General features: G+C 70.4%; 19 protein-coding genes and 6 pseudogenes. 15 read left to right on the top strand and 10 right to left on the bottom strand.

What is annotated here, in order from left to right; translation table 11 throughout:
• Positions 1 to 118: 118 nt before the first annotated feature.
• From IE242_RS22840 to IE242_RS22830, 3 genes and pseudogenes are all read right to left on the bottom strand, one after another.
• Positions 119 to 1,171 (bottom strand): annotated as a pseudogene (locus tag IE242_RS22840) (PucR family transcriptional regulator).
• A gap of 287 nt (positions 1,172 to 1,458) precedes the next feature.
• Positions 1,459 to 2,178, bottom strand: a complete 720-nt coding sequence (locus IE242_RS22835; protein WP_189862114.1) for a potassium channel family protein — start codon at positions 2,176 to 2,178, stop codon at positions 1,459 to 1,461.
• Positions 2,171 to 3,544 (bottom strand): TrkH family potassium uptake protein, encoded by a 1,374-nt coding sequence (locus tag IE242_RS22830; RefSeq protein ID WP_229859304.1) that lies wholly within the window; start codon positions 3,542 to 3,544, stop codon positions 2,171 to 2,173. The genes IE242_RS22835 and IE242_RS22830 overlap by 8 nt, the downstream gene beginning before the upstream one ends.
• Before the next feature lie 144 nt (positions 3,545 to 3,688).
• On the opposite strand from IE242_RS22830, the gene IE242_RS22825 reads away from it, so the two are divergent.
• Complete coding sequence (locus IE242_RS22825) at positions 3,689 to 4,570, top strand: alpha/beta fold hydrolase (protein WP_189862110.1); 882 nt, start codon at positions 3,689 to 3,691, stop codon at positions 4,568 to 4,570.
• A 380-nt stretch (positions 4,571 to 4,950) separates the two neighbouring features.
• A pseudogene (locus IE242_RS38870) lies at positions 4,951 to 5,067 on the top strand (hypothetical protein); the annotation flags it as partial.
• A gap of 383 nt (positions 5,068 to 5,450) precedes the next feature.
• On the opposite strand, the gene IE242_RS22815 reads toward IE242_RS38870, so the two are convergent.
• The 5 genes and pseudogenes from IE242_RS22815 to IE242_RS22800 form a co-directional block, all read right to left on the bottom strand.
• Positions 5,451 to 7,994 (bottom strand): DUF4118 domain-containing protein, encoded by a 2,544-nt coding sequence (locus tag IE242_RS22815; RefSeq protein WP_189862108.1) that lies wholly within the window; start codon positions 7,992 to 7,994, stop codon positions 5,451 to 5,453.
• A 14-nt stretch (positions 7,995 to 8,008) separates the two neighbouring features.
• Positions 8,009 to 8,698 carry a response regulator gene (locus IE242_RS22810; protein ID WP_189862107.1) on the bottom strand — a complete coding sequence of 230 codons (690 nt, stop codon included), beginning with the start codon at positions 8,696 to 8,698 and terminating at the stop codon, positions 8,009 to 8,011.
• A 127-nt stretch (positions 8,699 to 8,825) separates the two neighbouring features.
• Positions 8,826 to 8,999 carry a potassium-transporting ATPase subunit C gene (locus IE242_RS37935; protein ID WP_308436778.1) on the bottom strand — a complete coding sequence of 58 codons (174 nt, stop codon included), beginning with the start codon at positions 8,997 to 8,999 and terminating at the stop codon, positions 8,826 to 8,828.
• Positions 8,988 to 9,212 (bottom strand): annotated as a pseudogene (locus IE242_RS37930) (potassium-transporting ATPase subunit KdpA); the annotation flags it as partial. The gene IE242_RS37935 and the pseudogene IE242_RS37930, both read right to left, overlap by 12 nt.
• A 91-nt stretch (positions 9,213 to 9,303) precedes the next feature.
• Positions 9,304 to 9,453 carry a hypothetical protein gene (locus IE242_RS22800; RefSeq protein WP_189862207.1) on the bottom strand — a complete coding sequence of 50 codons (150 nt, stop codon included), beginning with the start codon at positions 9,451 to 9,453 and terminating at the stop codon, positions 9,304 to 9,306.
• A gap of 996 nt (positions 9,454 to 10,449) precedes the next feature.
• Here IE242_RS22800 and IE242_RS37925 point away from each other — a divergent pair.
• The 11 genes from IE242_RS37925 to IE242_RS22755 all read left to right on the top strand — a co-directional run bounded on the left by IE242_RS37925 (position 10,450) and on the right by IE242_RS22755 (position 19,572).
• A complete protein-coding gene (locus IE242_RS37925) occupies positions 10,450 to 11,421 on the top strand; it encodes a hypothetical protein (RefSeq protein ID WP_373299560.1) in 972 nt (323 codons plus the stop codon).
• Positions 11,385 to 12,140, top strand: coding sequence for a lanthionine synthetase LanC family protein (locus IE242_RS22795; protein WP_373299563.1), 756 nt, complete (start codon positions 11,385 to 11,387; stop codon positions 12,138 to 12,140). The genes IE242_RS37925 and IE242_RS22795 overlap by 37 nt, the downstream gene beginning before the upstream one ends.
• A 37-nt stretch (positions 12,141 to 12,177) precedes the next feature.
• Positions 12,178 to 12,960 (top strand): thiopeptide-type bacteriocin biosynthesis protein, encoded by a 783-nt coding sequence (locus tag IE242_RS22790; protein ID WP_189862103.1) that lies wholly within the window; start codon positions 12,178 to 12,180, stop codon positions 12,958 to 12,960.
• Positions 12,957 to 14,846, top strand: coding sequence for an ABC transporter ATP-binding protein (locus IE242_RS22785; protein WP_189862101.1), 1,890 nt, complete (start codon positions 12,957 to 12,959; stop codon positions 14,844 to 14,846). The genes IE242_RS22790 and IE242_RS22785 overlap by 4 nt, the downstream gene beginning before the upstream one ends.
• 227 nt (positions 14,847 to 15,073) lie before the next feature.
• Positions 15,074 to 15,892, top strand: a complete 819-nt coding sequence (locus IE242_RS22780; RefSeq protein WP_229859302.1) for a phosphotransferase — start codon at positions 15,074 to 15,076, stop codon at positions 15,890 to 15,892.
• A complete protein-coding gene (locus IE242_RS22775; RefSeq protein WP_229859300.1) occupies positions 15,889 to 16,365 on the top strand; it encodes an NUDIX domain-containing protein in 477 nt (158 codons plus the stop codon). The genes IE242_RS22780 and IE242_RS22775 overlap by 4 nt, the downstream gene beginning before the upstream one ends.
• 202 nt (positions 16,366 to 16,567) lie before the next feature.
• Entirely contained in the window at positions 16,568 to 17,143 is a 576-nt protein-coding gene (locus IE242_RS22770) for a class I SAM-dependent methyltransferase (protein ID WP_189862099.1), read from the top strand.
• Between the two features lie 31 nt (positions 17,144 to 17,174).
• Complete coding sequence (locus IE242_RS22765) at positions 17,175 to 17,924, top strand: class I SAM-dependent methyltransferase (protein WP_229859298.1); 750 nt, start codon at positions 17,175 to 17,177, stop codon at positions 17,922 to 17,924.
• The gene (locus tag IE242_RS37920) at positions 17,921 to 18,244 is read left to right on the top strand and encodes an NUDIX domain-containing protein (protein ID WP_308436776.1); all 324 of its coding nucleotides are present in this window, start codon (positions 17,921 to 17,923) and stop codon (positions 18,242 to 18,244) included. The genes IE242_RS22765 and IE242_RS37920 overlap by 4 nt, the downstream gene beginning before the upstream one ends.
• A 120-nt stretch (positions 18,245 to 18,364) precedes the next feature.
• Positions 18,365 to 19,213 carry a PIG-L deacetylase family protein gene (locus IE242_RS22760; protein WP_229859294.1) on the top strand — a complete coding sequence of 283 codons (849 nt, stop codon included), beginning with the start codon at positions 18,365 to 18,367 and terminating at the stop codon, positions 19,211 to 19,213.
• Positions 19,210 to 19,572: a MazG-like family protein gene (locus IE242_RS22755; protein ID WP_229859292.1), complete on the top strand. Its 363-nt coding sequence runs from the start codon at positions 19,210 to 19,212 to the stop codon at positions 19,570 to 19,572. Before IE242_RS22760 ends, IE242_RS22755 begins: the two co-directional genes overlap by 4 nt.
• Positions 19,573 to 19,803: 231 nt before the next feature.
• On the opposite strand, the pseudogene IE242_RS22750 reads toward IE242_RS22755, so the two are convergent.
• Positions 19,804 to 20,648 (bottom strand): annotated as a pseudogene (locus tag IE242_RS22750) (IS701 family transposase); the annotation flags it as partial.
• Between the two features lie 66 nt (positions 20,649 to 20,714).
• Here IE242_RS22750 and IE242_RS22745 point away from each other — a divergent pair.
• Positions 20,715 to 22,411 (top strand): annotated as a pseudogene (locus IE242_RS22745) (ISAzo13 family transposase); the annotation flags it as partial.
• Here IE242_RS22745 and IE242_RS22740 read toward each other — a convergent pair.
• Positions 22,411 to 22,782: pseudogene (locus IE242_RS22740) on the bottom strand (transposase); the annotation flags it as partial. The pseudogenes IE242_RS22745 and IE242_RS22740 sit on opposite strands and share 1 nt — an antisense overlap.
• A gap of 505 nt (positions 22,783 to 23,287) precedes the next feature.
• Here IE242_RS22740 and IE242_RS22735 point away from each other — a divergent pair.
• On the top strand, positions 23,288 to 23,701 hold the full coding sequence (locus IE242_RS22735; RefSeq protein ID WP_189862095.1) for an STAS domain-containing protein: 414 nt from the start codon (positions 23,288 to 23,290) through the stop codon (positions 23,699 to 23,701).
• Positions 23,702 to 23,796: the final 95 nt, after the last annotated feature.

Here is a 23,796-nt window from a genome sequence, read left to right as displayed (position 1 = left end):
AGGTCGCTGGAGCTGCTGGAGGCGGTAGTGACGACGCTCGCCGCGATGATGCCGCTTCGCCGGCGAGCACCTGTCCTCCCTCGCCAACTGCGCGGTGGGGCGCTGCCGGCGGAACCGCTCAGACATGCTTGGTGGGCCAGCCGAGCAGACGGGCCCCGATCACGGCGGTCCGGAGGGTGTAGCGGCTCACAGGGTCGGCAGGGTTGGTACCGGTCAGCCGGTGGATGCGAGTCAAGCGATAGGTGACAGCTCTCACGGACAGGTTCAGCTCTTGGGCCGTCCTCGTCGTCACGCATCCGCTGTCGAAGTAAGCGATCAGGGTGTCGAGGAGCGGTTCCGCGCCGCCCCTGGACGACCGCAGAGGACCAAGGGTGCTGCGGACGAGGTCCTCCATGGCCTGCCGGTCCCGGGTGAGGACCGGATAGACCAGGAGGTCGACGGCGTGCAGGACCGGCACGTCGAGTCCGAGACGGTCTGCGAGGTCGAGGGCGCCGAGCGCCTCCTCGTAGGAGTGCACGACACCTCGGGGCCCGGGTTACGGTCGGCCGATGGCCGCCTGGCCCTCGCCGATGGCGGCGAAGGCCTGCTGAGCGAAGTGGGCGAGGACCTGGGGCTGGTCGCCGGGGGCGATACAGACCATCCGGCCGCTCTTCGTGGTGAGCAGGACGTGCCGGCCGCCGAACCTTCCGATCAGGGCGCGCTCCACGTGCTGCGGTACCAGGTCGGCTTCGGTGTACGCCTGGGGTCCGCGGGCGACGGCAACCGTATGGGCCTGGGAAAGCCGCAGACCGAAGCCCTCGGCCCGTTCGGCGGTCCGGCCCAGGTCGCTGCGCCCGTACAGCAGGTCGTCGATGAACTCGCGGCGTTCGGCCCCTTCCTGCCGGACGGCGAGCCGCTGGGCCCGCTCGAATCCGGCCGAGAGAGCGTCCACGGACTGCTCGGCCGCCGTGAGCAGATCCAGGGTCGAGCGTCGGGTCAGCGACTGTTCGGGCCAGGCCGCCGGGACCACGGTCAGATGGTCGCCGATCAGTTCGCGCAGAGCGAGCCCCTCACGGGCCGCCTTCTCACCGGTCTCGCGACGCCGTTCGACCTCATCCCTGGTCAGGCGTCGGCCGGTGGTCGCGACGTCTGCGAACAACGACGTGCACTCGGGTGTTTGGTCGTTTTTCATGTTCCCGCCCAGCTTGCTTCAGGCCTCGCCGGTGCGAGCCGGCGAGGAAGTCGTGGAGGAGAAAAAGCCCGGCGACCGTCCCCACCAGCCCCGACCCGAGATAGGCGCACGTGGCACGCACGCCAGTGGGGCGCCGACCAGACGTGGGACCACGGTGATCAGCACGGCAGGAGGCGAGGGCGAACAGGGCAAGCACAATCAGGGTGAGGGGCACGGCCGGGCTCTTTCGGGGGAGGCGGACGGCAGTGCCGACCAGACTTCCCGGCTCACCAGCGCACGATCCTAGTTCAGGGCAGCTCGGTGAAGGCCTCCACCGCCCCGGTCTTGCCGGTGACGACGATGATGTCGCCCTTCGCGACGACCGTCTCGGCGGTCGCGTAGGTGAAGTCCTCGCCGGGGCGCTTGATGCCGACGACGGTCACGCCGTATCGGCTGCGCACCTGGGACTGCCCCAGGGGCCTGCCGGTCGCCACGCCCGGGGCGACCGTCTTGACGAGGGCGTAGTCGTCGTCGAACTCGATGAAGTCGAGCATGCGGCCGGTGACGAGGTGCGCGACGCGTTCACCCATCTCGTGTTCCGGCAGGACGACGTGGTGAACGCCGAGGCGTTCGAGGATCTGGCCGTGCTGGCGGCTGATCGCCTTGGCCCAGATGTTGGGGACGCCTGCTTCGAGGAGATTGGAGCTGATGAGGATGCTCGCCTCGATATCACTGCCGATGCCGACCACGGCGCTGGTGAACTCGTGGACACCGAGTTGCCCGAGCACAACGGGGTCGGTGGCGTCGGCGACGGCGGTGTGGGTGAGCTGGTCGCTGTACTTCTGAACGAGGCGGGTGTCTGCGTCGATACCGAGAACGTCCCAGCCCCGGCGCATCAGCTCGTTAGCGAGGGAGTTGCCGAAGCGACCGAGGCCGATGACGGCGACCCGCTGATCCGCATATGTTTTGTATTGCTGGGTGAGCCGCCCTCGGCGGCGCTTGCGCAGGCGGTGCAGAAAGTTATCCAATGACGGGTCGCTCCTCGGGGAGTTCGTAGCGTCGGGTGCGCTCGCGCAGGGCGAGTGCGGAGACCAGGGTGATCGGGCCGATGCGGCCGATGAACATCAGGGCGACGAGCACAAGCTGTGCGCTGCCGGGCAGGTCGGCGGTAATGCCGGTGGAGAGTCCCACGGTCGCGAAGGCGGAGACGACCTCGAACAGCACCGCTTCGAAGGGCGCCCTGCTCACCGAGAGCAGCGCCAGGGTGGCGGCCATGACCAGGCCGATGCCGAGCAGGGCGACGGTCAGGGCCTGGCGCAGCACGTGTGGGCCGAGGCGGCGGCCGAGGACGGCGGAGGTCGGCTCGCCGCGGACCTCGGCGAGCATCGCGGCGGCGAGGACGGCGAAGGTGGTGACCTTGATGCCGCCGGCGGTGCCCGCGCTGCCGCCGCCGACGAACATGAGCATGCAGGTCATCAGCAGGGTCGAGGCGTGCATGGCACCGATGTCGAGGGAGTTGAACCCGGCGGTGCGGCTCATCGCCGAGTGGAAGAAGCCGTTGAGCAGCTTGGCCCAGACGTCCTGGGCACCGAGGGTGGCGGGGTTCGTCCACTCCATCAGGCAGGTGAGGAGCGTTCCGGTGGCGAGCAGCGCGGCCGTGGTGATGAGGGTGAGCTTGGTGTGCAGTGTCCAGTTCTTCCGGCCGGTCGTCCGCGCCCGGTTGCGGTGGCGCAGCATCTCAAGGAGGACGGGGAAGCCGATGCCGCCGAGGATGACGGCGGCGGCGATGGGCAGGGTGACCCACGCGTCCTGTGCGTAGCGGGTGAGGCTGTCGGCGTGCAGGCCGAAGCCGGCGTTGTTGAAGGCGGACACCGCATGGAAGAACCCCAGGTACGCGGAGTCGCCGATGGAATGCCCGTACCCGAACCGGAAGCGGAGCGCCAGGAGCGCGCCGACGGCGAGCTCGACCATCACCGTGGTGCCGGCGACTCCGAGCAGGACCCGGCGTACGTCTCCGATGCCGAGGCTCTTGGTCTCGGCCTGGGCCGTCAGCTGCAGTCTCAGCCGCAGGCGGCCCGAGACCAGCAGGGCCAGCAGGGAGGCCAGGGTCATGATGCCGAAGCCACCGACCTGGACGAGGGCCAGGATGATCCCCTCGCCGAAGCCGCTCCAGTAGGTGCCGGTGTCCACGACGGCCAGGCCGGTGACGCAGACGGCGGAGGTCGAGGTGAACAGAGCGATCAGCACGTCGGTGGCACCGCCGTTCTCGGCGGCCGCCGGCAGCATCAGCAGTCCGGTGCCGATCATGACGGCGACGGCGAATGCCAGGACGACGGTCCGGGCGGGGTGGGCGGAGAAGGAGGAGTGAGCCCGTCCGCGCACGGTGGTCACCACGATGGCGGACTCCCTTTCTCGCGCCGTCCGCATGCGCCCGGCCTGCCGGTCGCGTGTCGGCCTCGTCTCAGCGCTGCGTCAAGAACGGCCGTAACCCTACCCACAGGTCTGTACCGGACCCAGCACCCTCCCTACGATGCGGCCATGCCCTCGTCGGTCTACCGCAGCCCCGCCGACCAGGCCCGTGTACGCGACTGGTGCGAGGAGCGCCTCGCAGCCTGGCCGCTCGTCCATGACCGCCGGGAGATCGAGACGCCGGCGGGCCGGACGAACTCGGTCCGCGTCGGTCCCCGTGGCGGGATTGGGGCGATGACGTTGGTTCTGGTCCCGGGAACGAACATGAGCGCGGCGGTGTCACTCCGCGCCGCAGAGGCGCTCGCCGAGGCCGCCCCGCTCGTCGTCCTGGACGTCCCCGGCCAGCCCGGCCTCAGTTCCGGACTCCGCCCGCGGCGGCACCGGATGGACTGGTACGGCAGATGGCTCGCCGGAACACTGGAGCAGATCACGGACGGACCCGTCGTGGTCGTGGGCCACTCGCTGGGCGCCGCGATCGCCCTCGCGTGCCCCTCGGAGCGCATCGCCGGCCGGGTCCTGGTCTCCCCCGGCGGACTCGTACGGCTCCGCGTCGGCGCGCCCGTCCTGGGCGCCACCCTCCCGTGGATGCTCCGCCCCTCACCCACACGGGCCGAACGGCTGCTGACGTTCATGACAGGCCCCGGGCATGCGGTGCCGCCCGAGCTCAGCACGTGGATGGATCTGGTGGGGAGCTCCTGTCGCAGCAGCCTCGCTCCCGCGCCCCTGCCGTCCGACGTACTCGGGCGAGCGAGATCCGCGCCCCTTCTGCCAGTAGCGGGGTCCTGCGACCCCTTTCTGCCCCCCGACCGCCTCGGCTCTGGCACGCGTCGCCGATTGGACGCCCCGCTCCGTGTGCTCCCGGATGTGGGCCACCTGCTGCCCGAGGAAGTCCCCGCCCGCTTGGCCGGCCTCGTCGCCGGGTTCCTTGACTCCGTACAGCCCCGGCAGTGAATTCGCCCCCAGATCACCGGAACTAGGCGGTCGACGCGGGTACCGGGCCATGACACGCTGCCCCGCACGAGGACGCTGCGGCCGACGGTGGGGGAGCATGAAGGGAAGGGAGATCGAACCGCACACCGAGGCCCCCCGAGCCGCGACAAGGCCGATGCGTCGGTAGTACGCCCAGAACGTGCTCCTCGTGTTGTGAACCTCATCCCCCCACTGGCCGGCGCCGCGCTCGTGATCGGCGTGCAGCCCTGGGGCGCGGCAGACGAGCATGCCTTTCCCCCGGCGCTCCCTGTCACAACAACTCGACAGACGACTGTCTCCCGCTGGACCTGAGCAAGGTCGGGGCCCGGGCTCTGGCCCGCCTGCGGGAGTACGGCGTTCCCGTGGTCTGCATCGAGCAGGACCCCGACGCCCGTGGCATGGCTCTCGCCCGCGACCCCGGCGTCCCCTTGATCCTCGGCGAAGGCACCGAGGACGGCGGCGTCCTGGACGCCGCCTGCGTCCAGCGGGCCGACGCCCTCGCGCTCACCAATTCCGACACCACGAACCTCGAAGCGGTCTCGCCGCACGGACCCTCCACAGCGATCTGCGCACTGTCCTGCGGATACACGACGACCACTACGCCACCGCCGTCTGCTGCACCCTGCGCCGGCGCCATGGTGGGCCGACAGGTCCTCGCCGCACACCCGGCCACCTGCCCGCAACCGACCCCCGGCTCCTCGGCAGCCCGGCCGACGCAAGGCTCCGCATCAGGCAGGCCGACGCCGGCGATGCCTCAACGGGCGCCTGAGGTACGCCGGACAGGAGGATCCGGGAACGAGGCCGGCCCGCTGCTGAGCGGGGAATGCCGGACGAGAGGCCCGGGTCGTACCTGCCCTCCCCGTCAAGTCATCACGTCGGTCGCCAGTTCGGCCACGGGCCTCGGTGCTCCGTTGACCATCCGCAGGCCGATGGTCATGGTCAGCCCGCCGCCAGGGGTGTCCTCCGCCGTCACCGTGCCGCCCATCGACTCCACGAAGCCGCGGGCGACCGCGAGGCCGAGGCCGACGCCCTCGCCTCGTGGGGCGTCGCCGTAGCGTTGGAAGGCGCCGAAGATGCGGTCCTTGGCCTCGTCGGGGACACCGGGACCGCGGTCGACGACGCGCAGCTCGACACGGTCGGTGACAGCGCTGGCCGCGACGAGGACGGGCTCTCCGGCCGGGCTGTACTTCACGGCGTTCTCGACGATGTTGGCGACGGCCCGCTCCAGCAGCCCGCGGTCGACGGCGACCATGGGGAGTGTCTCAGGGATGTCGAGGTCGACGCTGCCCTCCGGGACGCCGAGCAGCGCCATGGGGACGACCTCGTCGAGGTCGGTCTCCCTGATCACGGCGGTGACGGTGCCGGTCTCCAGACGGGACACGTCGAGGAGGTTGCCGACCAGGTGGTCGAGGCGGTCGGCGCCGGCCTCGATGCCCTCCAAAAGTTCGGCGCGGTCCTCCTCGGACCACTCGACGTCGTCGGAGCGGAGCGAGGAGACGGAGGCCTTGATGCCGGCGAGCGGGGTGCGCAGGTCGTGACTGACGGCCGCGAGGAGGGAGGTGCGGATCTTGTTGCCCTCGGCGAGCTTGCGGGCCTCCTCGGCCTCGCCGACGAGCCGCTGCCGGTCGAGGACCACGGCGGCCTGGGCGGCGAAGGCTCCGAGGACCCGGCGGTCCTCGGCGGGCAGCACCCGGCCGGTCAGGGCGAGCACCAAGTGGTCGTCGACCGGCATGTCCACGTCGGCGTCGTCCGGCCGTTCGCACGGGCGGTGGCCGACGACGGCGACGCCGACCCACGGCTCCGTCTCGTCGGCCCGTTCCAGGAGGGCGACGGACTCCATGGAGAAGGTCTCGCGGACCCGTTCGAGGAGGGCTTCGAGGGTCGTCTCGCCACGCAGCACGCTGCCGGCGAGGAAGGAAAGGGTTTCGGCTTCGGTGCGGAGCCGGGCGGCCTGGTGGGTGCGGCGGGCGGCGAGGTCGACAACGGAGGCGACGGAGATCGCCACCCCTACGAAGATGGTCAGGGCGACGATGTTGCGGGAGTCGGCGATGGTGATCTGATGGACCGGCGGCGTGAAGAACCAGTTGAGGAGGAGGGAGCCGACGGCTGCCGACGCCAGCGCCGGTCTGAGTCCGCCGAGCAGGGCCGCCGCGACGGTGAGGGTGAGGTAGAGCAGAACGTCGTTGGCCAGTCCCACCTCGGGCACGGCGGTGCTGAGCAGCAGGGTGAGCAGGGTGGGTCCCACGAGGCCGACGAGCCAGCCCCAGATGGTGCGGGAGCGGCCCAGGCGGGCGCCGCGGGCGACAGACAGTCCTCCGCCCTTGGCCGCCTCGTCATGGGTGACTATGTGGACGTCGAGGTCGGAGCCCGACTCGCGGGCGACCGTGGCGCTGACACCGGGGCCGAGGACGTACTGCCAGGAACGGCGACGGCTGACGCCGAGGACGATCTGCGTGGCGTTCACGCCCCGGGCGAAGTCCAGGAGGGCGTTCGGTATGTTGTCGCCGACGACGTGGTGGAAGGTGCCGCCGAGGTCCTCGACGAGGGTTCGCTGGACCGCCAGCTCCTTCGGCGAGGCCGCGATGAGGCCGTCGCTGCGGGAGATGTAAACGGCGAGAACCTCGCCGCCGGCGCCCTTCTCCGCGAGCCGGACTGCACGCCGTATCAGAGTCCGGCCCTCAGGACCGCCGGTGAGGCCGACGACGATCCGTTCGCGCGAGCCCCAGATCTTCGAGACCCGGTGTTCGTCGCGGTACTGGCGCAGGTACTCGTCGACCCGGTCGGCGGTCCACAGCAGGGCCAGCTCGCGCAGGGCGGTGAGGTTGCCGGGGCGGAAATAGTTGGAGAGGGCCGCGTCGACCTTGTCCGGCTTGTAGACGTTGCCGTGCGCCATGCGGCGGCGCAGCGCCTGGGGCGACATGTCGACCAGTTCGATCTGATCAGCGCGGCGGACGATCTCGTCGGGGACGGTCTCCTGCTGCCGGACCCCAGTGATCGCCTCGACGACGTCGCCGAGGGACTCCAGGTGCTGGACGTTGACGGTCGCGACGACGTCGATGCCGGCGACGAGCAGCTCCTCGACGTCCTGCCAGCGCTTGGGGTTCCGCGAGCCGGGGACGTTGGTGTGGGGCAGTTCGTCGACGAGCGCGACGGCGGGCCGGCGGGCGAGGACGGCGTCCACGTCCATCTCCGTGAAGGAGGTTCCCCGGTACTCGACGGTCCGGCGCGGAATCACCTCCAGACCGTGCAGCATGACCTCGGTGCGTGGCCGGCCGTGGTGCTCGACGAACGCGACGACGCAGTCCGTGCCGCGTTCGACCCGCCGGTGTCCTTCCGAGAGCATGGAGTACGTCTTGCCGACGCCCGGCGCCGCTCCGAGGTAGATGCGCAGCTTCCCGCGTCTCATGTTCCGCCTCTCTCCTACGGCTCGAACCGGTAGCCCATGCCGGGTTCGGTGATCAGGTAGCGGGGGTGTGCGGGGTCCATTTCCAGTTTGCGTCGCAGCTGGGCCATGTAGACCCGCAGGTAGTTGGTCTTGGTGCCGTGGCTCGGTCCCCAGATCTCCTTGAGCAGGTGGCGCTGGCTGATGAGCCGTCCGGGATTGCGGATGAGGATCTCCAGCAGATGCCATTCTGTGGGAGTGAGCCGCACCTCCCGGTCGGCTCGCCGGACCCGTTTCGCCACCAGGTCGACGGTGAAGGCGTCCGTGGTGATCCTGGCCTCCGTGACTGGCGCGGACAGCGGGGCCTCGGCCGCACGCCGGGTCGCGGCCCGCAAGCGGGCAAGGAGTTCGTCCATGCTGAACGGCTTGGTCATGTAGTCGTCCGCACCGGCGTCAAGGGCACGGATCTTGTCCTCAGAACCGTTGCGCGCCGAGAGGACGAGGACGGAGGCACGACTCCATCGCCGTAGGGCCTTGATGAGCTCGACGCCGTCCATGTCGGGCAGACCAAGATCCAGGATCAGGGCGTCCGGTGGAGCGGTGACGGAGAGGGCTAGTGCCGTAGCGCCGTCAGGCGCGGACTCCACCGTGTACTGACGGGCTTGCAGGTTAATCACCAGAGCTCGTGCGAGCTGTGCGTCGTCCTCGACCACCAGCACCCGCGTCATCGGCGTGCTGCCTTCCTGTTTGTCCGTGTCATTCGGGGCTTGTACGTGTCGTTCGATGTGCCACGAGGACCGACGGGCCCGAGGCGCTCTCGGGACCGTGGGCACCTCTGCCGTAGCGGTGAGGCCATCAGCCCCTGGTCATCCGTGCCTTGAGGGCGATGTTGAGCTTGAGGACGTTGACGCGGGATTCTCCGACGAAGTCGAGGATGCGGCCGTCGGTAGGGCTGGCGACCAGCTTCTCGACCTGGGTGACGTCGATCCTGTTGCGCTCCGCGACCCGGTGGACCCGCAGCCCGCTCACCGCGGAGAACGCGAGCATCCCGCGCGGATACGCCGGCCGACGCATCTCCACGCCCGGATTCGCGCCGATCGCCTTGCAGACCCACTTCTCGGACCTCAGGTGCTTCTCCCAGGCGTACGCCCTCGCCATGTGGTCACCCAGCGGCCGGTACGGCAGCCTCAGAGCGACGATCAGCGCCAGAAGCCGGCGGATCCCAGCGAGAACAGGAGTCATGCCCGTATTCAGCATCTCTCCGGCTCGACCAGCGCGAGGACAAGGTATCGCAGGGCGGCGGCGACGAGCAGACCGATCACGCTCTCGGCACTCACAGCTTCGCCACCCCCTTGGCGATGAACGCCACCAGCGCAAAGACCGCGACCGTGGTGACGACGAAGGCCACGTCGGCCATCGTGAACCCCCGGAAGAAGGAAGGGCGGACTCTCTGACCAGACGAGGAAACAGCCTCTTCGGCCACTCACCGCCGCCGTTGACGCCGTCCTGACGCCCCGGACGCCCCTCTTGACGCGTTCCCTACGCGGCATGCCGACCAGTCCGGCACCAGGACTCCGTACGGACCGCGCCACCCCGCGTCCGGGAGTGCGCGCGGCGCGACGTGACGACCATGGCCAGCCCCCCTCCCAGGGAGTGAGGAGGTCTCCCTCCGGGCCGTCCCTCGCTCCGGCGACCTCGCGCTCCCGGGCTTCCCGGACGCCGATGCCGTGTACGGTGCGGCGGTGCCTCGGCGTGCGGGCGCCCGCGGCCGTCCGGCGCCGGTCAGAACTTCTCCGGGGCGGGTCAGCGCGGCCAGCAGGTAACCGACGAGACTCGGGGCGACGACGAGACCGACCCTGTTCTCGATGCTCACGAACGATCAACTCCCCATGGGGTACGGGCGGATGCCGGCGGTACGGGCGGGCGCCGGAACGCGGTCGCCTACCGCTGCCGAAGCCCGCGCCAGGTCGCAGCCCGTCCACCTTGACGAAGTCCTGTCGGCCGTGCGACGGAAGCTGGTCTTGACGGTTCCCGTACGGGTGGTTCACGCGGCCGGGTGCGTACGCCCGCCTGACGCTGGAGGGCGGGAGCGGCGGTCGTACGAACGGGCTCGCCCGGCCCGCGGCCGCCCCCTGGCGCCGCACGTCGTCCGCTCGCCCTGCACGGCGTCCATACACGCGCTCTCGAACCCCTGTCATCGGCCACATCCCGCTTCCTCGTTCTTGAGGCAGCTCGGAGCGTGCGACCCACATCGCGTGGCTGATCATGGTCCGCGTCATGGCCACCGAACCCCGCGCTGGACCGAAGGACCACTTTCGCAGTGCTCCGGGATGCACTCCCTCTCCGCTCGTCAACGAGCCCGCGCGTCGCCATGACCGACACGTACGACCCGGGTACTACAGGCAGGCCGCATACTCGGTGATCGTTGTGCCGTCGGTGCGGTGCTGCCTGACCAGTGCGCGAGAGCGAGGAGATATTGATGGCGGACCGGAAAGACGCGAACGGGCCGACCGTGCCCGAGGTGGTGGACAGCCCCGCGCTGCGTCCGCAGCCCACCGGTCGCCTGGCCCGGTGGATGCTGCGCCACCAGGTGCAGCCCGTCGGACCGGCGGCCGGCGAAGGGCACGCCGTGCCACATGCCTGGTGGAAGGTGATGTGCCTGACTGGGGTCGACTATTTCTCCAGTCTCGCCTACGTGCCGGCCATCGCCGCACTCGCCGCTGGCGCGGTGTCTCCCCTGGCGACGTTGCTGATCGTGGCCCTTACCCTGCTGGGCATGCTGCCCATGTACCGGCGGGTGGCGAAGGAGAGCCCACACGGCGCCGGGTCGGTGGCGATGCTGGAGGACCTGCTGCCGTTCTGGCGGGGCAAGCTGTTCGTCCTGGTCCTGCTCGGCTTCGTCGCCACGTCCTGGATCATCACCATCACCCTGTCGACCGCGGACGCGTCGGTGCACGTGGTGGAGAACCCGTTCTTCCCCGAGGTTCTCCACGGCCACGAGGTGGCCCTCACCGTGGCTCTGCTGCTGGTGCTCGGCGAGGTGTTCCTGCTGGGCTTCAGCGAGGCCGTGAGCGTGGCCATCCCACTGGTCGCCGTCTTCCTCGCGCTCAACGCGGTGGTCATCGCCGTCGGCCTGGTCCACGTCTTCACCACCTCGGGCGCGTTCTCGGCCTGGACGGACGCGCTCGTCGAGGGCGGCACCGGCTTCGGCGATCTGATGACGCCGGCACTCCTCGCGTTCCCGCTGCTCGTGCTGTTCCACGGAGCCCCGGCGCTGGAGTTTGTGCTCGCCCGTGCCGGACACGCCGGTCCCGACGTACGCGAGGTCGTCGACCGCATTGTGGACGCACGCCTGCTCGCAGCACGGCGGCGGCAGTCCTCTGGGGCACTGCGGGCCTCGCGGAATGGGATCACATCCGGGGCCTGGCGGGACTGGGCGCGCTGCTCCTGACTCGCCCGGCGGCCTCGACCCGGCTGACGGACGTGCTGCTCTACCTCGTCTCCCTCTCCCAGCCGGTCTACTCCGAGGGGAAGAGGCTGCCCGGGTGGTGGTCCGCGGTGGGGCCCGGCGGCGAGGAGATGGCCGGCGGGCACAGCAACAACGGCATGGCGCACGGCATCGCCGGCCCCCTGTCGGTGCTCTCCCTCGCCGCCCGTCACGGCGTCCTCGTGCCGGGCCAGCACGAGGCGATCGAGGTCTTCGCCCGCTGGCTGGACCGGTACGGCGGCCATTACTGGACCACCCGCGCCCACCTGGACGCCGCCGAGCCGCCCGAGCCGGGGCCTGCCCGCCCGTCCTGGTGCTACGGCCGGCCCGGCATCGCCCGCGCCCAACAGCTCGCCGCGCTCGCCCTGGGCGACCGCGCCCGACGCCAGACAGCAGAAGACACCGTCGTACGCACGCTCACCGAGCCCGCTCACCTCGCCCGGATCACCGACGCCACGCTGTGCCACGGCTGGGCAGGTCTGGTGACCCTCGCCCGCGCCGTCGCCGCCGACAGCCCCGCCCCCGAACGCTTCGCTCCTCTGATCAACGACCTGCAGCAGCGCCTGGCCACCGACCTGGACCAACTGTCCAAGCCCGGCTTCATGGAGGGCCGCAGCGGTGCGCAGCTCGCCCTCGACGGCACGAACGCCACGAACTGGACCAGCGTGCTGCTGATCACCTGACCCCGCACCGCCCCGCTGACAAGGAACGCCCACGCCTATGACCTTCGACGACGAAAACCTACCGATCACACACGACACGACCTGGTGGCACGCCAGCGTCGCCTTCCCCGGCGGCGCAGTGAGCCCCGAGGCCGCCCAGGCCCTGTCGGCAGCCCTGCACGACCAGCACTTCCACTTCCTGCGCAAGGATGCAGGGCTGCGCCTGCGCACCGAACGCCCCTCCGCGGCCCTGCTGGACCGCCTCGTCGCCGAGCAGCAGATCACCGGCTGGATCCGCGGCATCTACGAGCCGGAGACCGAAGCCTTCGGCGGCCCCGAGGGCATGGACGTGGCGCACGACGTGTTCTGCGCCGACAGCCGCAGCGCCCTGCCCGAGACCGGCAGCCCCGGCACCCGCGAGCGCTGCGTGATGCTGCTGTCCGTCATGATCCGCGAAGCCGGCCTGGACCCCTTCGAAGCCGGAGACGTCTGGTCCCAGTTCGCCACCCTGCGCCCCTCCGTCGATCCGCCCGCCGGGCCCGCACTCGACCGCTCCGTGGCGGCCATGCGGCGCCTGGTGAACGCCGACGCCGCCCGGCGACCCGACGCCGAACCGGGCTGGACCGACCGCGTCGCCGCCTTCGCAGACGCCGGCCGGCGTCTGCGAAGGCTCGCCGCCGATGGACGACTGATACGCGGCCTGCGCGCTGTCCTCACCCATCACGCGATCTTCGCATGCAACCGATTCGGGAGTGACCGAAACACATCAGTTCGAAATCCCGGCCCGGTCGTTGAGCCTCATGACCACACCGGACGACTGTCCAGGGAGACCCCGCATTGACCTCGACCGCCACGAACGAGCAGCAGCACACCGCGCCGCCCCCGCCTCCTCCCGCAGAGATCACCTACAGCGGGCAGTACTCCGTCAATCCGCTCGCCGAGGTCTCCTTCCGGCGGATGTGCGCGCAGATCCCGGCCGTCCTGGGCCGGATCGCCCGGCTGTCGTGGCGCACCGACCGGCGGGCGGTGCAGCTCCTCCTCGGCTGCCAGGTGGCTACGGGCGCCTCGGCCGCCGTGCTGCTGGCCGCCACCGCCCACGCCATGGAACCCGTCCTCGGGGACGGCACCGCCGGCGACCGGCTGCGCGGCGCCCTGCCGGCACTGCTGGTCGTGGCGCTCGCCGCCGCGCTGGGCCGCGGCGCAGGGGCGGTGGCCACCTACGCCGAGCGGCGGATCACCCCCCGGCTGACCACTCAGACGGACACCGCTGTTGTCGAGGCGGTATGCCGGGTCGAGGCCGCCGCATACGCGGAGGACGGGTTCTCGGACCGGCATGAGGCGGCCGAGATGGGGGTGATCCGCACGCACGTGATGGTCACCGACGCCCAGCGCTTCCTGTCCGCGCTGATCCGCATGGTCACCGCCGGCGGAGTGCTGTCGGTGCTGAACCCGTTGATGCTGCCGCTGCTCCTGCTCGCCGTGCTGCCGGCCGGCGTCGGCGCCGTCCTGACCGCCCGGGTCGACTACGAGATCCACTACGCCAACATCGCCGACCGCAACGTGCGCGGCATGATGCGCTGGTGGGCGACCACACCGAAGTACGGCGACGAGGTCCGCGCCAACTCCATGACCGACTACCTCGTCTACTGGTACCGGGCCCTGTCCGACCGGTGTGACCGGCGCACCCTGGCCGCCGCGCCGCAAACCCTGCGGATCGCCCTGCTGTCCGCGCTGGCCGGCGGCGTCTTCCTGGTGGCGACCTGGGGCGCGTTGGCGTGGCTGGCGGTGTCGGGCCGGATCGAGCTCGCGGTGGCCGCGACGGCCGTCATCGCCGTGCAGACCACCCTCGCCGCGCTCTCCCAGGTCGTCATCAACGGTGCCGCGGTCTTCCACACCAGCCTGTACCTGGGCGACATGCAGTCCTTCCTCGACGAGGCCGCCGCCCGTGCCCCCCGGCGCGGCCCCCGCACCCACGCCGCGCCGACCGAGGAGATCCGGCTCGAGGAGGTCGTCTACCAGTACCCGGGCAAGGACAAGCCCGCCGTCGACGGGGTCTCCCTCACCCTGCGGCGCGGCCAGATCCTCGCCATCGTCGGGGCGAACGGCTCGGGCAAGTCCACCCTCACCCGGCTGCTGACCGGGATCTACCTGCCGGACAAGGGCAAGGTCACCTGGGACGGCACCGACCTCGCCGAGGTCGACCCCGCCACGGTGTGGGCGCACACCGGTCTGGTGCCGCAGATCTTCGCGCAGTGGCCGCTGCGGGTCCGCGAGAACGTCACCCTCGGCCAGCCCCGGACCCACGACGACGCCCCGGTGTGGGAGGCCATCGACGCGGTCGGACTGCGCGAAGCCGTCGACGACCTGCCCGCGGGCCTGGACACCCTCCTGTCCCGCGACGTCTTCGGCGGCTGTGAGCTCTCCGGCGGGCAGTGGCAGCGCGTCGCCTGCTCCCGGGCTCTGTACCGGCGCCCGGGGCTGCTGATCCTCGACGAGCCCACCTCCCAGATGGATCCGCGCGGCGAGCACCAGATCTTCGAGCAGATCAAGGCCATCGCCGCCGACCGCATCACCATCGTGGTCACCCACCGCCTGGAGAACACCAAGATCGCCGACCACATCGTCGTGATGGAGCACGGCCGGATCACCGAACAGGGCCGCTACGACGACCTCGTCCACAGCGGCGGAACCTTCGCCGAGCTGCTGGAGCTGTCCCAGGACCGCTGACCGCTTCCGCCCCACCCGTCCCCCGTCTGTCTCCCGCCCGTCCTGCCGCGCGACGGCACGGGCACCACCCAGGAGGAGCCATGCCCCCATCCCTCACCGCTGCCGATGGCCGCGTCCCCCGTTCCTTACGCACTTCACGCCCGAGCGCGAGGTGCGCGGCGTGAGGCAGACGAAATCCCTGCCCGCGACGGTGCGGCGCTGGGCGGAGCAGCGGAATCGGTCCCGTCGTGGCCGTACGCGACGCCTCGCACGACTGGGACCGCTCCCGGGTGTGGGAGCTACAGGGCGCAGGCGGCGCCCGCCGCTATGTGAAGGTCTCGCCCAGCGAGAAGTTCTTCACCCGCGAGACCCTGGCCTACCGCCACGTCGTCCCCGCGCTCGGCCACAGCCGGGCACCCCACCTCGTCGACAGCCGTGCGCAGGACCTGGCCCTGCTGCTCACCGCGGTGCCCGGCGCCCCGGCGCCGGGGCTCGGCCTAACCCCCGGCGTGTGGCGGGCCGTGCACCGGCAGGCCGTCGCGCTGTGCGCCCGCCTCCACGAAGCCGGTGACCTCGACCGCGCCGACCGGGCGGAGGCCGAAGCATCGCTTGAGGCCGCTGCCGACGGAGCGGAGAAGCACCTGGCCCGCGCCGGGGACCGGCTCACCGCGGACGAGCAGCAGATGATCCGCGACCATGCCGCCCTGCTCCGCCGCGTCGGCCAGGTGCCCGTCGGATACGTCCACGGCGACAACCAGCCGAGAAACTGGCTGTGGTCCCCGGCCGGGCTCGCGCTCGTCGACTTCGAACGCACCCGGCCGGCCGCCCGCGTCCAGGACCTCGTCATCCTCACCGTCACCGAGTGGCTCGACCACCCCGACCGCGAGCAGGCGTTCCTCCAGGCATACGGGCGCGCGCTCACCCCCGCCGAGCGGCACGCGCTGCGCTGCCTGACCGCACTGGACGCGGTCAATTGCCTGGCCTGGGGCCCGGACAACAACCAGCCAGAGGTCACCGCCCGGGGCCGACGGACCCTGGACCGGCTCATGAGGGTAAACAGGCTTTGAGCGACGTCCACCGGAGCATCGCCCACGTCATGGTGCTGCTCCAGCGTCCCGGTGACGGGCGGGTGCTCACGGTCCGACACCAGCAGCATTCATGGCACTCCCCCGGCCTGCTGACCATCATCGGCGGCCGACTCGAAGCCGGTGAGTTCCTCGACGAAGGCGCGGCGCGCGAGCTCGCCGAGGAAGTCGGCATCCGCATCACCCCCAACCGGCTCGACTTCTGCCAGCTCACCCACCTCCACGCCGCGGACGGAGAACGAGTGGTGGGCGCCGTGTTCCTCGCCCGAAGCTGGGAGGGCGAGCCGTACAACCGGGAACCGGGCACCCACACCGAGCTGGCCTGGATCGATCCCACCAGCCCGCCGGAGGACTGCCACCTCTTCACCCACGAGATCCTGCGCCACTTCGCCGCCGGGCACCGGTACGCCAATGTCGTCGCCCCGGAACTGGCGGCCGGGGGTGAGGCCCGGTGACGGTCGCCGTCCTGGCCCCGCGGGCTACCGCCCGGACGATCCCCGCCTACCGGTACCTGCTCGGCAGCGAGGCCGCGAGTGACCACCGGGGGTCGTACCCGTCGTCCTGCTACTGGCTTCCCCGTCCGCGCTCTGCGGGACACGCCCACTCCGCCCGCCCGCGCGGCCGCGCAACCGTGCCGCCCGCTCGTGAAGGAGCTTCATGACCACCGAGTCCCCCGCAGCCGCGGCCTACTGGGAGCGGCTCTGGGCCGACGGCCGCCGCTACCGGCAGCTCGACGACACCGAGATCCGGCTATTGGAGGATCATCTCCGCCCTGGCCGCGCCCGCCCCGCCCTCGACCTCGGCTGCGGCGACGGCGCTCTGGCCCGACGCCTGGAACAGCTCGGCTACCGCACGACCGGCATCGACTGCTCCCCCAGCGCCGTCGCGCTCGCCGCCGCCCAGGACAGCGGGCCCGGCCCGGTCTGGCGGTGCATGGACATCACCACCGATGACCTCAACGCCCTGCCGGACCGGGCGTACGCGGTCATCACCTGCCGCCTGGTCTACCGGTGGATCGACGACCAAGCGGCCTTCCTCGACCGCGTCCGCCGCCTCCTCGCACCAGGCGGGATCTTCTGGGTGGCCACCGAGATCTCCGGCCGCCGCGCCGACACCGACCCCCGGCAACACCTCGGAATCACCCCCGCCGAAGCCGAGATCCTCACCGCGGGCTGGTCCGTCGTCCACACCGTCGACCTCGACGTCCTCCGCTGCTACGCCCTGCGCCCCTGACCCCCGCCCCGGCCACCCGATGGAGAACCTGGTGAACACCGAGACGCACACCATCGAAACCTGGAACATCTACGGCGCCCACCAGCTGGCCCGGAAGCTACAGCTGCCGGAGCTGGACCGGTGGAACTGGGGCATCCCGGACACCGGCCCCGGCTTCGAAGCCCTCGGTGACGTGAAAGGGCTGCGCGTGCTCGACGTCGGCAGCGGCCTCGGCCGGCACGCCGCCCACCTGGCCGCCCTGGGCGCCGAGGTCACCGCCGTGGACGCCTCCCCCACCCAGCACCAGCGCGCCCTCGCCCGCTACCCGGACACCCCGGGCCTGCACCTGGTGTGCGCCGACGCCGTGGCCCACCTGCGCGATATCGACCCGTACGACCTGATCTACTCCATCGGCTCGATGCCGTACCTGAACCCGGACCGACTTCTGCCCGCCCTGGCCAACGGCCTCAAACCGGGCGGTCGGCTGGTCTTCACCGCGCTGCACACCAACTCCCACGGCACAGGACCCTCAACCGAGGTCACCCGGCGGCCCGAGATCCTGCGGCTGCCCGGCACCACCGAAGACCACCCGGTAGACATGTGGGTCCTTACGCCGCAACTGTGGGCGGGCCTCCTGCTCCAGCACGGCCTCACCATGGACTCGGTCACGGCGATCGACTCCCCGAAGCCGGACAACCACCTCTCCTACCGGCTGTACGCGGCCCGCCGCCCGCAGCACGTACCGAGCGGCCCCCGCATCAGCGCGCCGCCTCCGCCGAACACGGCGCTGGGATCGACGTGATCGTGCACGGCTCGGACGGAGTCCTGCTCGGGTGGCACCGTCACCGTATGTGGAAGCTCGCCGGCGGGACCGTCGAGCTGGGCAGGACCTTCGCCCAGGCCGCCATCCGCGAACTCCGGGAAAATACAGGTCTCGTGGCGAGCCCGGCGACGTACACGCTCCTGAACCGGGTGGGCGACGTCGTCCGGGTCACAGTGCCCGTCCTGGTCGCCCGATGGGCCGACGTCCCGACGCAGCGCGAGGAAGCCATCGGCTCCTGGCGCTTCTGGTCCCTGAACGCGCTGACCAACCTGCTGTTCGTACCGACGCCCAGTACCTGACCGCCTGAGACCCTCTGCCACTCGACCACCCGCCCGCCGACTTCCATGCCTACCGCTCCCCCGGCCGCGCCTAGCCCGGAGGCCACGCCCCACCGGATTCGACAGAAAGGCACCACCGCCGTGACCCCATCCCCTCCTGCTGCTCCCCGCCCGTCCCTTCTGGGCATCTTCGGCCACCCGGACGACGAATCCCTTCTGGCCGGCGGCGTACTCGCACAGCACGCCGCCGCCGACGCGGCAACCGCCGTGGTCACCACCACCTGGGCCCCCGACACCCACCGAGCCGGTGAACTCGCGGACGCGCTCGCCGTCCTGGGGGCCGGAAAACCCCGGATGCTCGGCTACGCCGACGCCCGCGTGCCCCAATCCGCTCCAGGGATGCCCCGCCTGTGCGATGCACCCCTCGATGACGTGGTTGAGCTGCTCGTCGGGCACATCCGCGAGCTACGGCCGGACGTCATCGTCACGCACGACGCGTACGGCCAGCTGACGGGACACCCTGACCACATCCATACACACCGCGTGACCCTGCTCGCTGTACACGCCGCCGGGCTCCCCCATCTCTACCCGCAGGCCGGCCCGCCCTGGCAGCCCAGCGCCCTGTACCTGACAACGCATCCGGAGTCGGGCGTCGGCGAACTCGGCAGCCTCCTCAGCCGTGTCGGCAAGGCGGTCCGCAGCGCCCCCGACGAGCAGGTGACCGCGACCGTCGACGTGAGCGCTTGGGCGGAGACGAAGTGGCGCGCCATCCTTGCCCACAGAAGCCAAGTCGAGGGCCAGCGCCCCCTGCCGGCTCTCCTGTCCGGCCTCACCGCCGACGCCCGGCACCGGATTCTCGCCACCGAGTGGTACACGCGACTGGACACCAAACCCGTGCTGGGCCCCCTGCGGAACCTGTCCCCTGATCCCCTCCCGCGGCCAACAACGGCCGGCACCTTCTTCGCTGACGTACCAAGGAGCGCACATTGAACACACACGCACCGGACCCACCGCTGTGGGACGTGATCGGCCAGCTCGCCAACCTCTTCACCAGCCTGGACTCGGAGCGCGGGATGCCCCTGGAACAGCAGTGGACGCTGCAGGTCCTCAAGCTCTCCGAGGAGGTCGGCGAGTCCGCGCAGGCCGTGGTCGGCGCCTGGGGCACCAACCCCAGAAAGGGCCAAAGTCACACATGGCGCGATGTTCAGGAGGAAGTCGCCGATACCGCGATCACCAGCTTGGTCGCCCTGCACCGGATGCTCGGCGACGAGGCGCCCGCTTTCCTGGCCGACGTACTCGCCCAGAAGTCCGCGAAGTTCCTCCCCCAGGGCTCCGTGGAAGAGGTGTGAGCGGCATGTGAATACCCACAGAGGAGCACGACTAGTACTCCAGTGGGACTTCACCATTCCCGCTGGTCAGGCGCGGTCTTTCGAGCCTAGCGAGCGGACGGTGCACCACGGGCCGGTTTCGGGGAGCCGCCTCAGCCGCGGGCGCGTCTGCGGTAGTGGCAGGCGCGGGCGATGGCCTGGTGGCGTCTGCGCCAGCGGGACCAGGTCAGTGCGCCGACACCGCGGTGCGCCGGCCGGGGCGGACAGCAGCCAGCAGCCGCCGGACCTCTGCCACGGTGAGCGGGGCCAGGCCGGTTGGGCTGTTTCGGCCGCCCCGTTTTTTGACCGCCGCCGCGGCCATGGCGGCGAGGAAGGCGTGCGCGAGCATGGCCAGGGTGATGTGCCGATACCAGCCCGGTAGCGGCGCACTTCGTACTGGTCCAGGCCGCACTGGCCCTTGGCGGCCTGGAAGGCCTTTCGATCGCCCAGCGGGAGCCGGCGACACCGACCAGCTGCTCAACGGCAGTGCACCCACGGGCGCGTAGGCCAGGTTGTAGGCGATCTCGTTGGGACGCTTGAGGCTGCGGCGGGCCAGCATCCACCGCTCGTGCGTGGGCGGATCAGGATCGAAGACGATATTGACGGGCAGCTTCGCCGCGGCCCAGTCGTAGACGCGCGGACCCTTGGCGCCGTCGCCGCAGGACAAGATCTGCCAGGCCTCGTCCGGCGCATCGGCAGTCAACTGGTCGATGCGCCAGATTCCGAACAGCGACTTGAGCTGCTGGGACTTGGGGACCGCGAGCACGTAGCCGACCTGGGCCTGCTCGAGCAGGTGACGAAAGCGCCACTCCTGCCCGTAGAGACTGTCGGCGGTCACCCAGGCGATCGGCAGCGACGAGGCCAGCGCGCAGGACCAGGGAGCGGGCCAGTTCCCCCTTGGTGGCGAAGCCGCGATCGGCCGGGATGCGAGCGGCCCGGCAGCGGCCCAGATCGTTCGTCCACGACTTGGGCAGATACAGCTCCCGGTCCACCAGCGCCCGCCCCCGACTGGAGGCGTAGGCGGCGAAAACGCCGATCTGGCAGTTCTCGGTCCGTCCGGGAGCTCGTTCATGAACAACTGTCAGAGTTGATCTGTGGGACGGTCGTCAGTGGGACGCTGTGACATGACCGTGCCTTCGCAAGTACGCGTTCCTGCTGCCGTGCTGCAGTACAAGTTCGAGCAGATCTTGCCGCATCTCGACGAGCGCCGTCGTCGGCTTTACCTCGCCAGCGAGGCCATATCGCTCGGGCATGGCGGAATCGCCCTGGTAGCCGACGTCTCCCGAACCAGTACCGCCACCATCTCGCGCGGGATCACCGAGCTGGAGGCGCACGCGGCGCCGACGCACCGTATCCGGGCTCCGGGAGGCGGGCGCAAGCCGTTGACGGCCACCGACACCGGCCTGCTGCCAGCTCTGGAGATGCTGATCGAGCCGCACACCCGTGGCGATCCCGTCTCCCCGCTCCGCTGGACCACCCTGTCGCTGCGAAGCCTGGCCAAGGCCCTGTCCGAGCAGGGGCATCCGGTCGGCGCTACGACCGTCAGACGTCTGCTGCACGCGATGGGCTACAGCCTGCAGGGCACGGCCAAAACCACAGAAGGCGCACGCCATCAGGACCGTGACGCCCAATTCGCGCACATCAACGCCACCGCCACCACGTTCCTGAACGGTGGCCAGCCAGTGATCAGCGTTGACACCAAGGCCAAGGAGTGGATCGGCAACCGCGACCGGCCCGGCCGTGTCTGGCGCCCCTGCAAGGATCCGATCAAGGTGGACTGTCACTCCCACCTCTTCGACGACGACCAGTCGGCGGCCATTCCCTACGGCATCTACGACCTGGCCACCAACACCGGCTGGGTCAACGTCGGGACCGATCATGACACCGCCGAGTTCGCGACGGAATCCATCCGCCGGTGGTGGCACCGCCACGGCCGAGCGGACCATCCGGACGCGGACCGACTGTTGATCACCGCGGATGCTGGCGGCTCGAACAATCCCCGCTACTGGACCTGGAGGAAACAGCTGCACACCTTCGCCTGGGAGAGCGGGCTGAAGATCACCGTATGCCATTTCCCGCCAGGCACTTCGAAGTGGAACAAGATCGAGCATCGGATGTTCTGCCACATCACCGCCAACTGGCGTGGACGGCCACTGACCAGCTACCAGGTCGTGCTCGAGACGATCGCCGCAACGACCACTGCGGCCGGACTGCGGATCGGCGCCGAACTGGACACCGGCGACTACCCTCTCGGCACCACCGTCACGGCCGCCGTTTTCCACGCCCTACCGATCACACCCGACGCATTCCACGGCGATGGGAACTACACCCTGGCCCCGGACCCTCCTGGCCTCTCCACGGAACCGGCTACTCGTCGGCCGATCGATCCCGCCGTGACGTCACTGCTTTCCGATCCGACGCTGACCGGCCTGGCACGGTCGGAGTTCGCGCATCTCGTGGCGGTCTCGGAGCCGTACTGGGACGCCCTGGCCGAGGCAGCCTTCCAGCGTCGCTTCCACCGACCCCGGAGCTACCTTCATCCGCAGACCAGCAGCCTGGACCACTTCCACCGCCTACTCGCCGCGCTCCTGCACCGCCGCAGGGCCGCGACCAGCACCCTGATGGCGCAGATGCTGAGCGTCACACGCACCAACCTGTCCAACCAGTTCCAAGACGGACACCGAATCCTCGACCTGCACGGCATCGCCGTCACACCGATACCTGGCTCACCTGCACGCACGCTCCAACAACTGCGAGCTCGTCTCGCGTCCGCAGAGGACACCCCTACAGATCAACTCTGACAGTTATTTATGAACGAGCCCCGGCCGTGCCGGAGTACTGCCGCTGCACCCCGGCCGAGACGGTGCCCTTCTTCATGAACCCGGTGTCGTCGACGATCAGGACGCCGTCCGCGGTGCCGAGCTTCTCGGCACCGTATCTCTGCACGTCATCGCGCAGCTCGTCGGGGTCCCACCGGCTCCACGACAGCAGGTGCTGCAGGCCGTAGGGGCCGTTGTGACCGGCGTACTCGGCGAGTTGCCAGCTGTTCTTGCGGCCGACCGGGCCCAGCAGGCCCCGGACGTAGTCCCGCATTCGACGCCGCACCTCGACCCGGCCGAACCTTCCGCTCACCCGCAAAAACAGGTCTTCGAGCTCGGCACTCCAGCGTCCCGTGACAAAGTCCGCCATCATGCCTTGAGCCTGCACGTCCCGGCCCGCCGTTCACGACGGCTCCCCGAAACCGGCCCGTGGTGCACCGTCCGCCCGCTAGGCTCGAAAAACCGCGCCTGACCAGCGGGAATGGTGAAGTCCCACTGGAGTACTAGGTCCGCACGGCTCTCCGGGCCGGGCCCATACGGGGCTCTTGTCCGCGGCCGGGTCGACGGGTGCCGGTTCGAGCATGGCCAGGGTGGTTTCGTAGGGGAGTCACGCCATGGGGTTGCCGCCGGCTCCGGGGGGCGACATCGCGGCCTGAAGGCTGGTGTTGCCCCGTTCCGACGGCAGCTGAGGGCTTATGGTGGGACGATCGGTGTGCTCGTCCTCTGGGGGCCCGGATGCGCATATCGGTGAGCACGGCCGAGTTGTACGCGGCGATCCGCCGTGATCATCGCGCCGGTTCAAAGACCGGCGCTGCGTTCTACCGGCACGCCCACGCCAAGGCTCTGGCCGAACGTGCCGCCAGGCAGGGGTGACCGAAATGAGCACCGACCCGAACCAGCGGGGCAGGGGCTTGCGGATGACCCTGGAACGCACCCCCATCATTCCTGACTACTTCATGACGCTGGCCCTGACCGGCGAGCTCGATACGGGCAGCATTCCCGCGCTCTGCGAACTCACCTCCAAGGTCCTGGCCGAGGGCAGCCGACACTTGACCATGGACCTGTCCGAGGTGACCCGTTGCGACGGCGCCAGCTTCTTCACGCTCCTCGGCATCCGCCAGGCCATCCACCACGCCGACGGCAGCCTCAGCCTGGCCAACCCCAGCCGATGCGTTCAGTTCGCACTGGCCCACACCGTCCTGCGGAACCGGCTGCCGCTCCACGACATCCTCGCCGAAGAGGCACCGCCCGACCGCGGCCGGCCCGACAGCTACCCGGACAGCCCGCAGTGACGCGCCCGGCGTCGATCAGGGCGTCAGCCCCGAGCACCTCCCGAAACCGGCGACCGCGCGGCCGAGACGCCGACGCGCAGGCGGTGTCCACGGCA

Source organism: Streptomyces poonensis (assembly GCF_014650915.1).
GTDB classification, from domain to species: domain Bacteria; phylum Actinomycetota; class Actinomycetes; order Streptomycetales; family Streptomycetaceae; genus Streptomyces; species Streptomyces poonensis.
This window is presented reverse-complemented; position numbering and strand designations above follow the sequence as displayed.

Excerpts from the sequence above, each read along its gene's own strand:
- IE242_RS22825 (WP_189862110.1), top strand. The coding sequence starts at position 3,689 with ATGCCCTCGTCGGTCTACCGCAGCCCCGCCGACCAGGCCCGTGTACGC.
- IE242_RS22815 (WP_189862108.1), bottom strand. The coding sequence starts at position 7,994 with ATGAGACGCGGGAAGCTGCGCATCTACCTCGGAGCGGCGCCGGGCGTC.
- IE242_RS22810 (WP_189862107.1), bottom strand. The coding sequence starts at position 8,698 with ATGACGCGGGTGCTGGTGGTCGAGGACGACGCACAGCTCGCACGAGCT.
- IE242_RS37925 (WP_373299560.1), top strand. The coding sequence starts at position 10,450 with ATGGCGGACCGGAAAGACGCGAACGGGCCGACCGTGCCCGAGGTGGTG.
- IE242_RS22790 (WP_189862103.1), top strand. The coding sequence starts at position 12,178 with ATGACCTTCGACGACGAAAACCTACCGATCACACACGACACGACCTGG.
- IE242_RS22770 (WP_189862099.1), top strand. The coding sequence starts at position 16,568 with ATGACCACCGAGTCCCCCGCAGCCGCGGCCTACTGGGAGCGGCTCTGG.
- IE242_RS22735 (WP_189862095.1), top strand. The coding sequence starts at position 23,288 with ATGAGCACCGACCCGAACCAGCGGGGCAGGGGCTTGCGGATGACCCTG.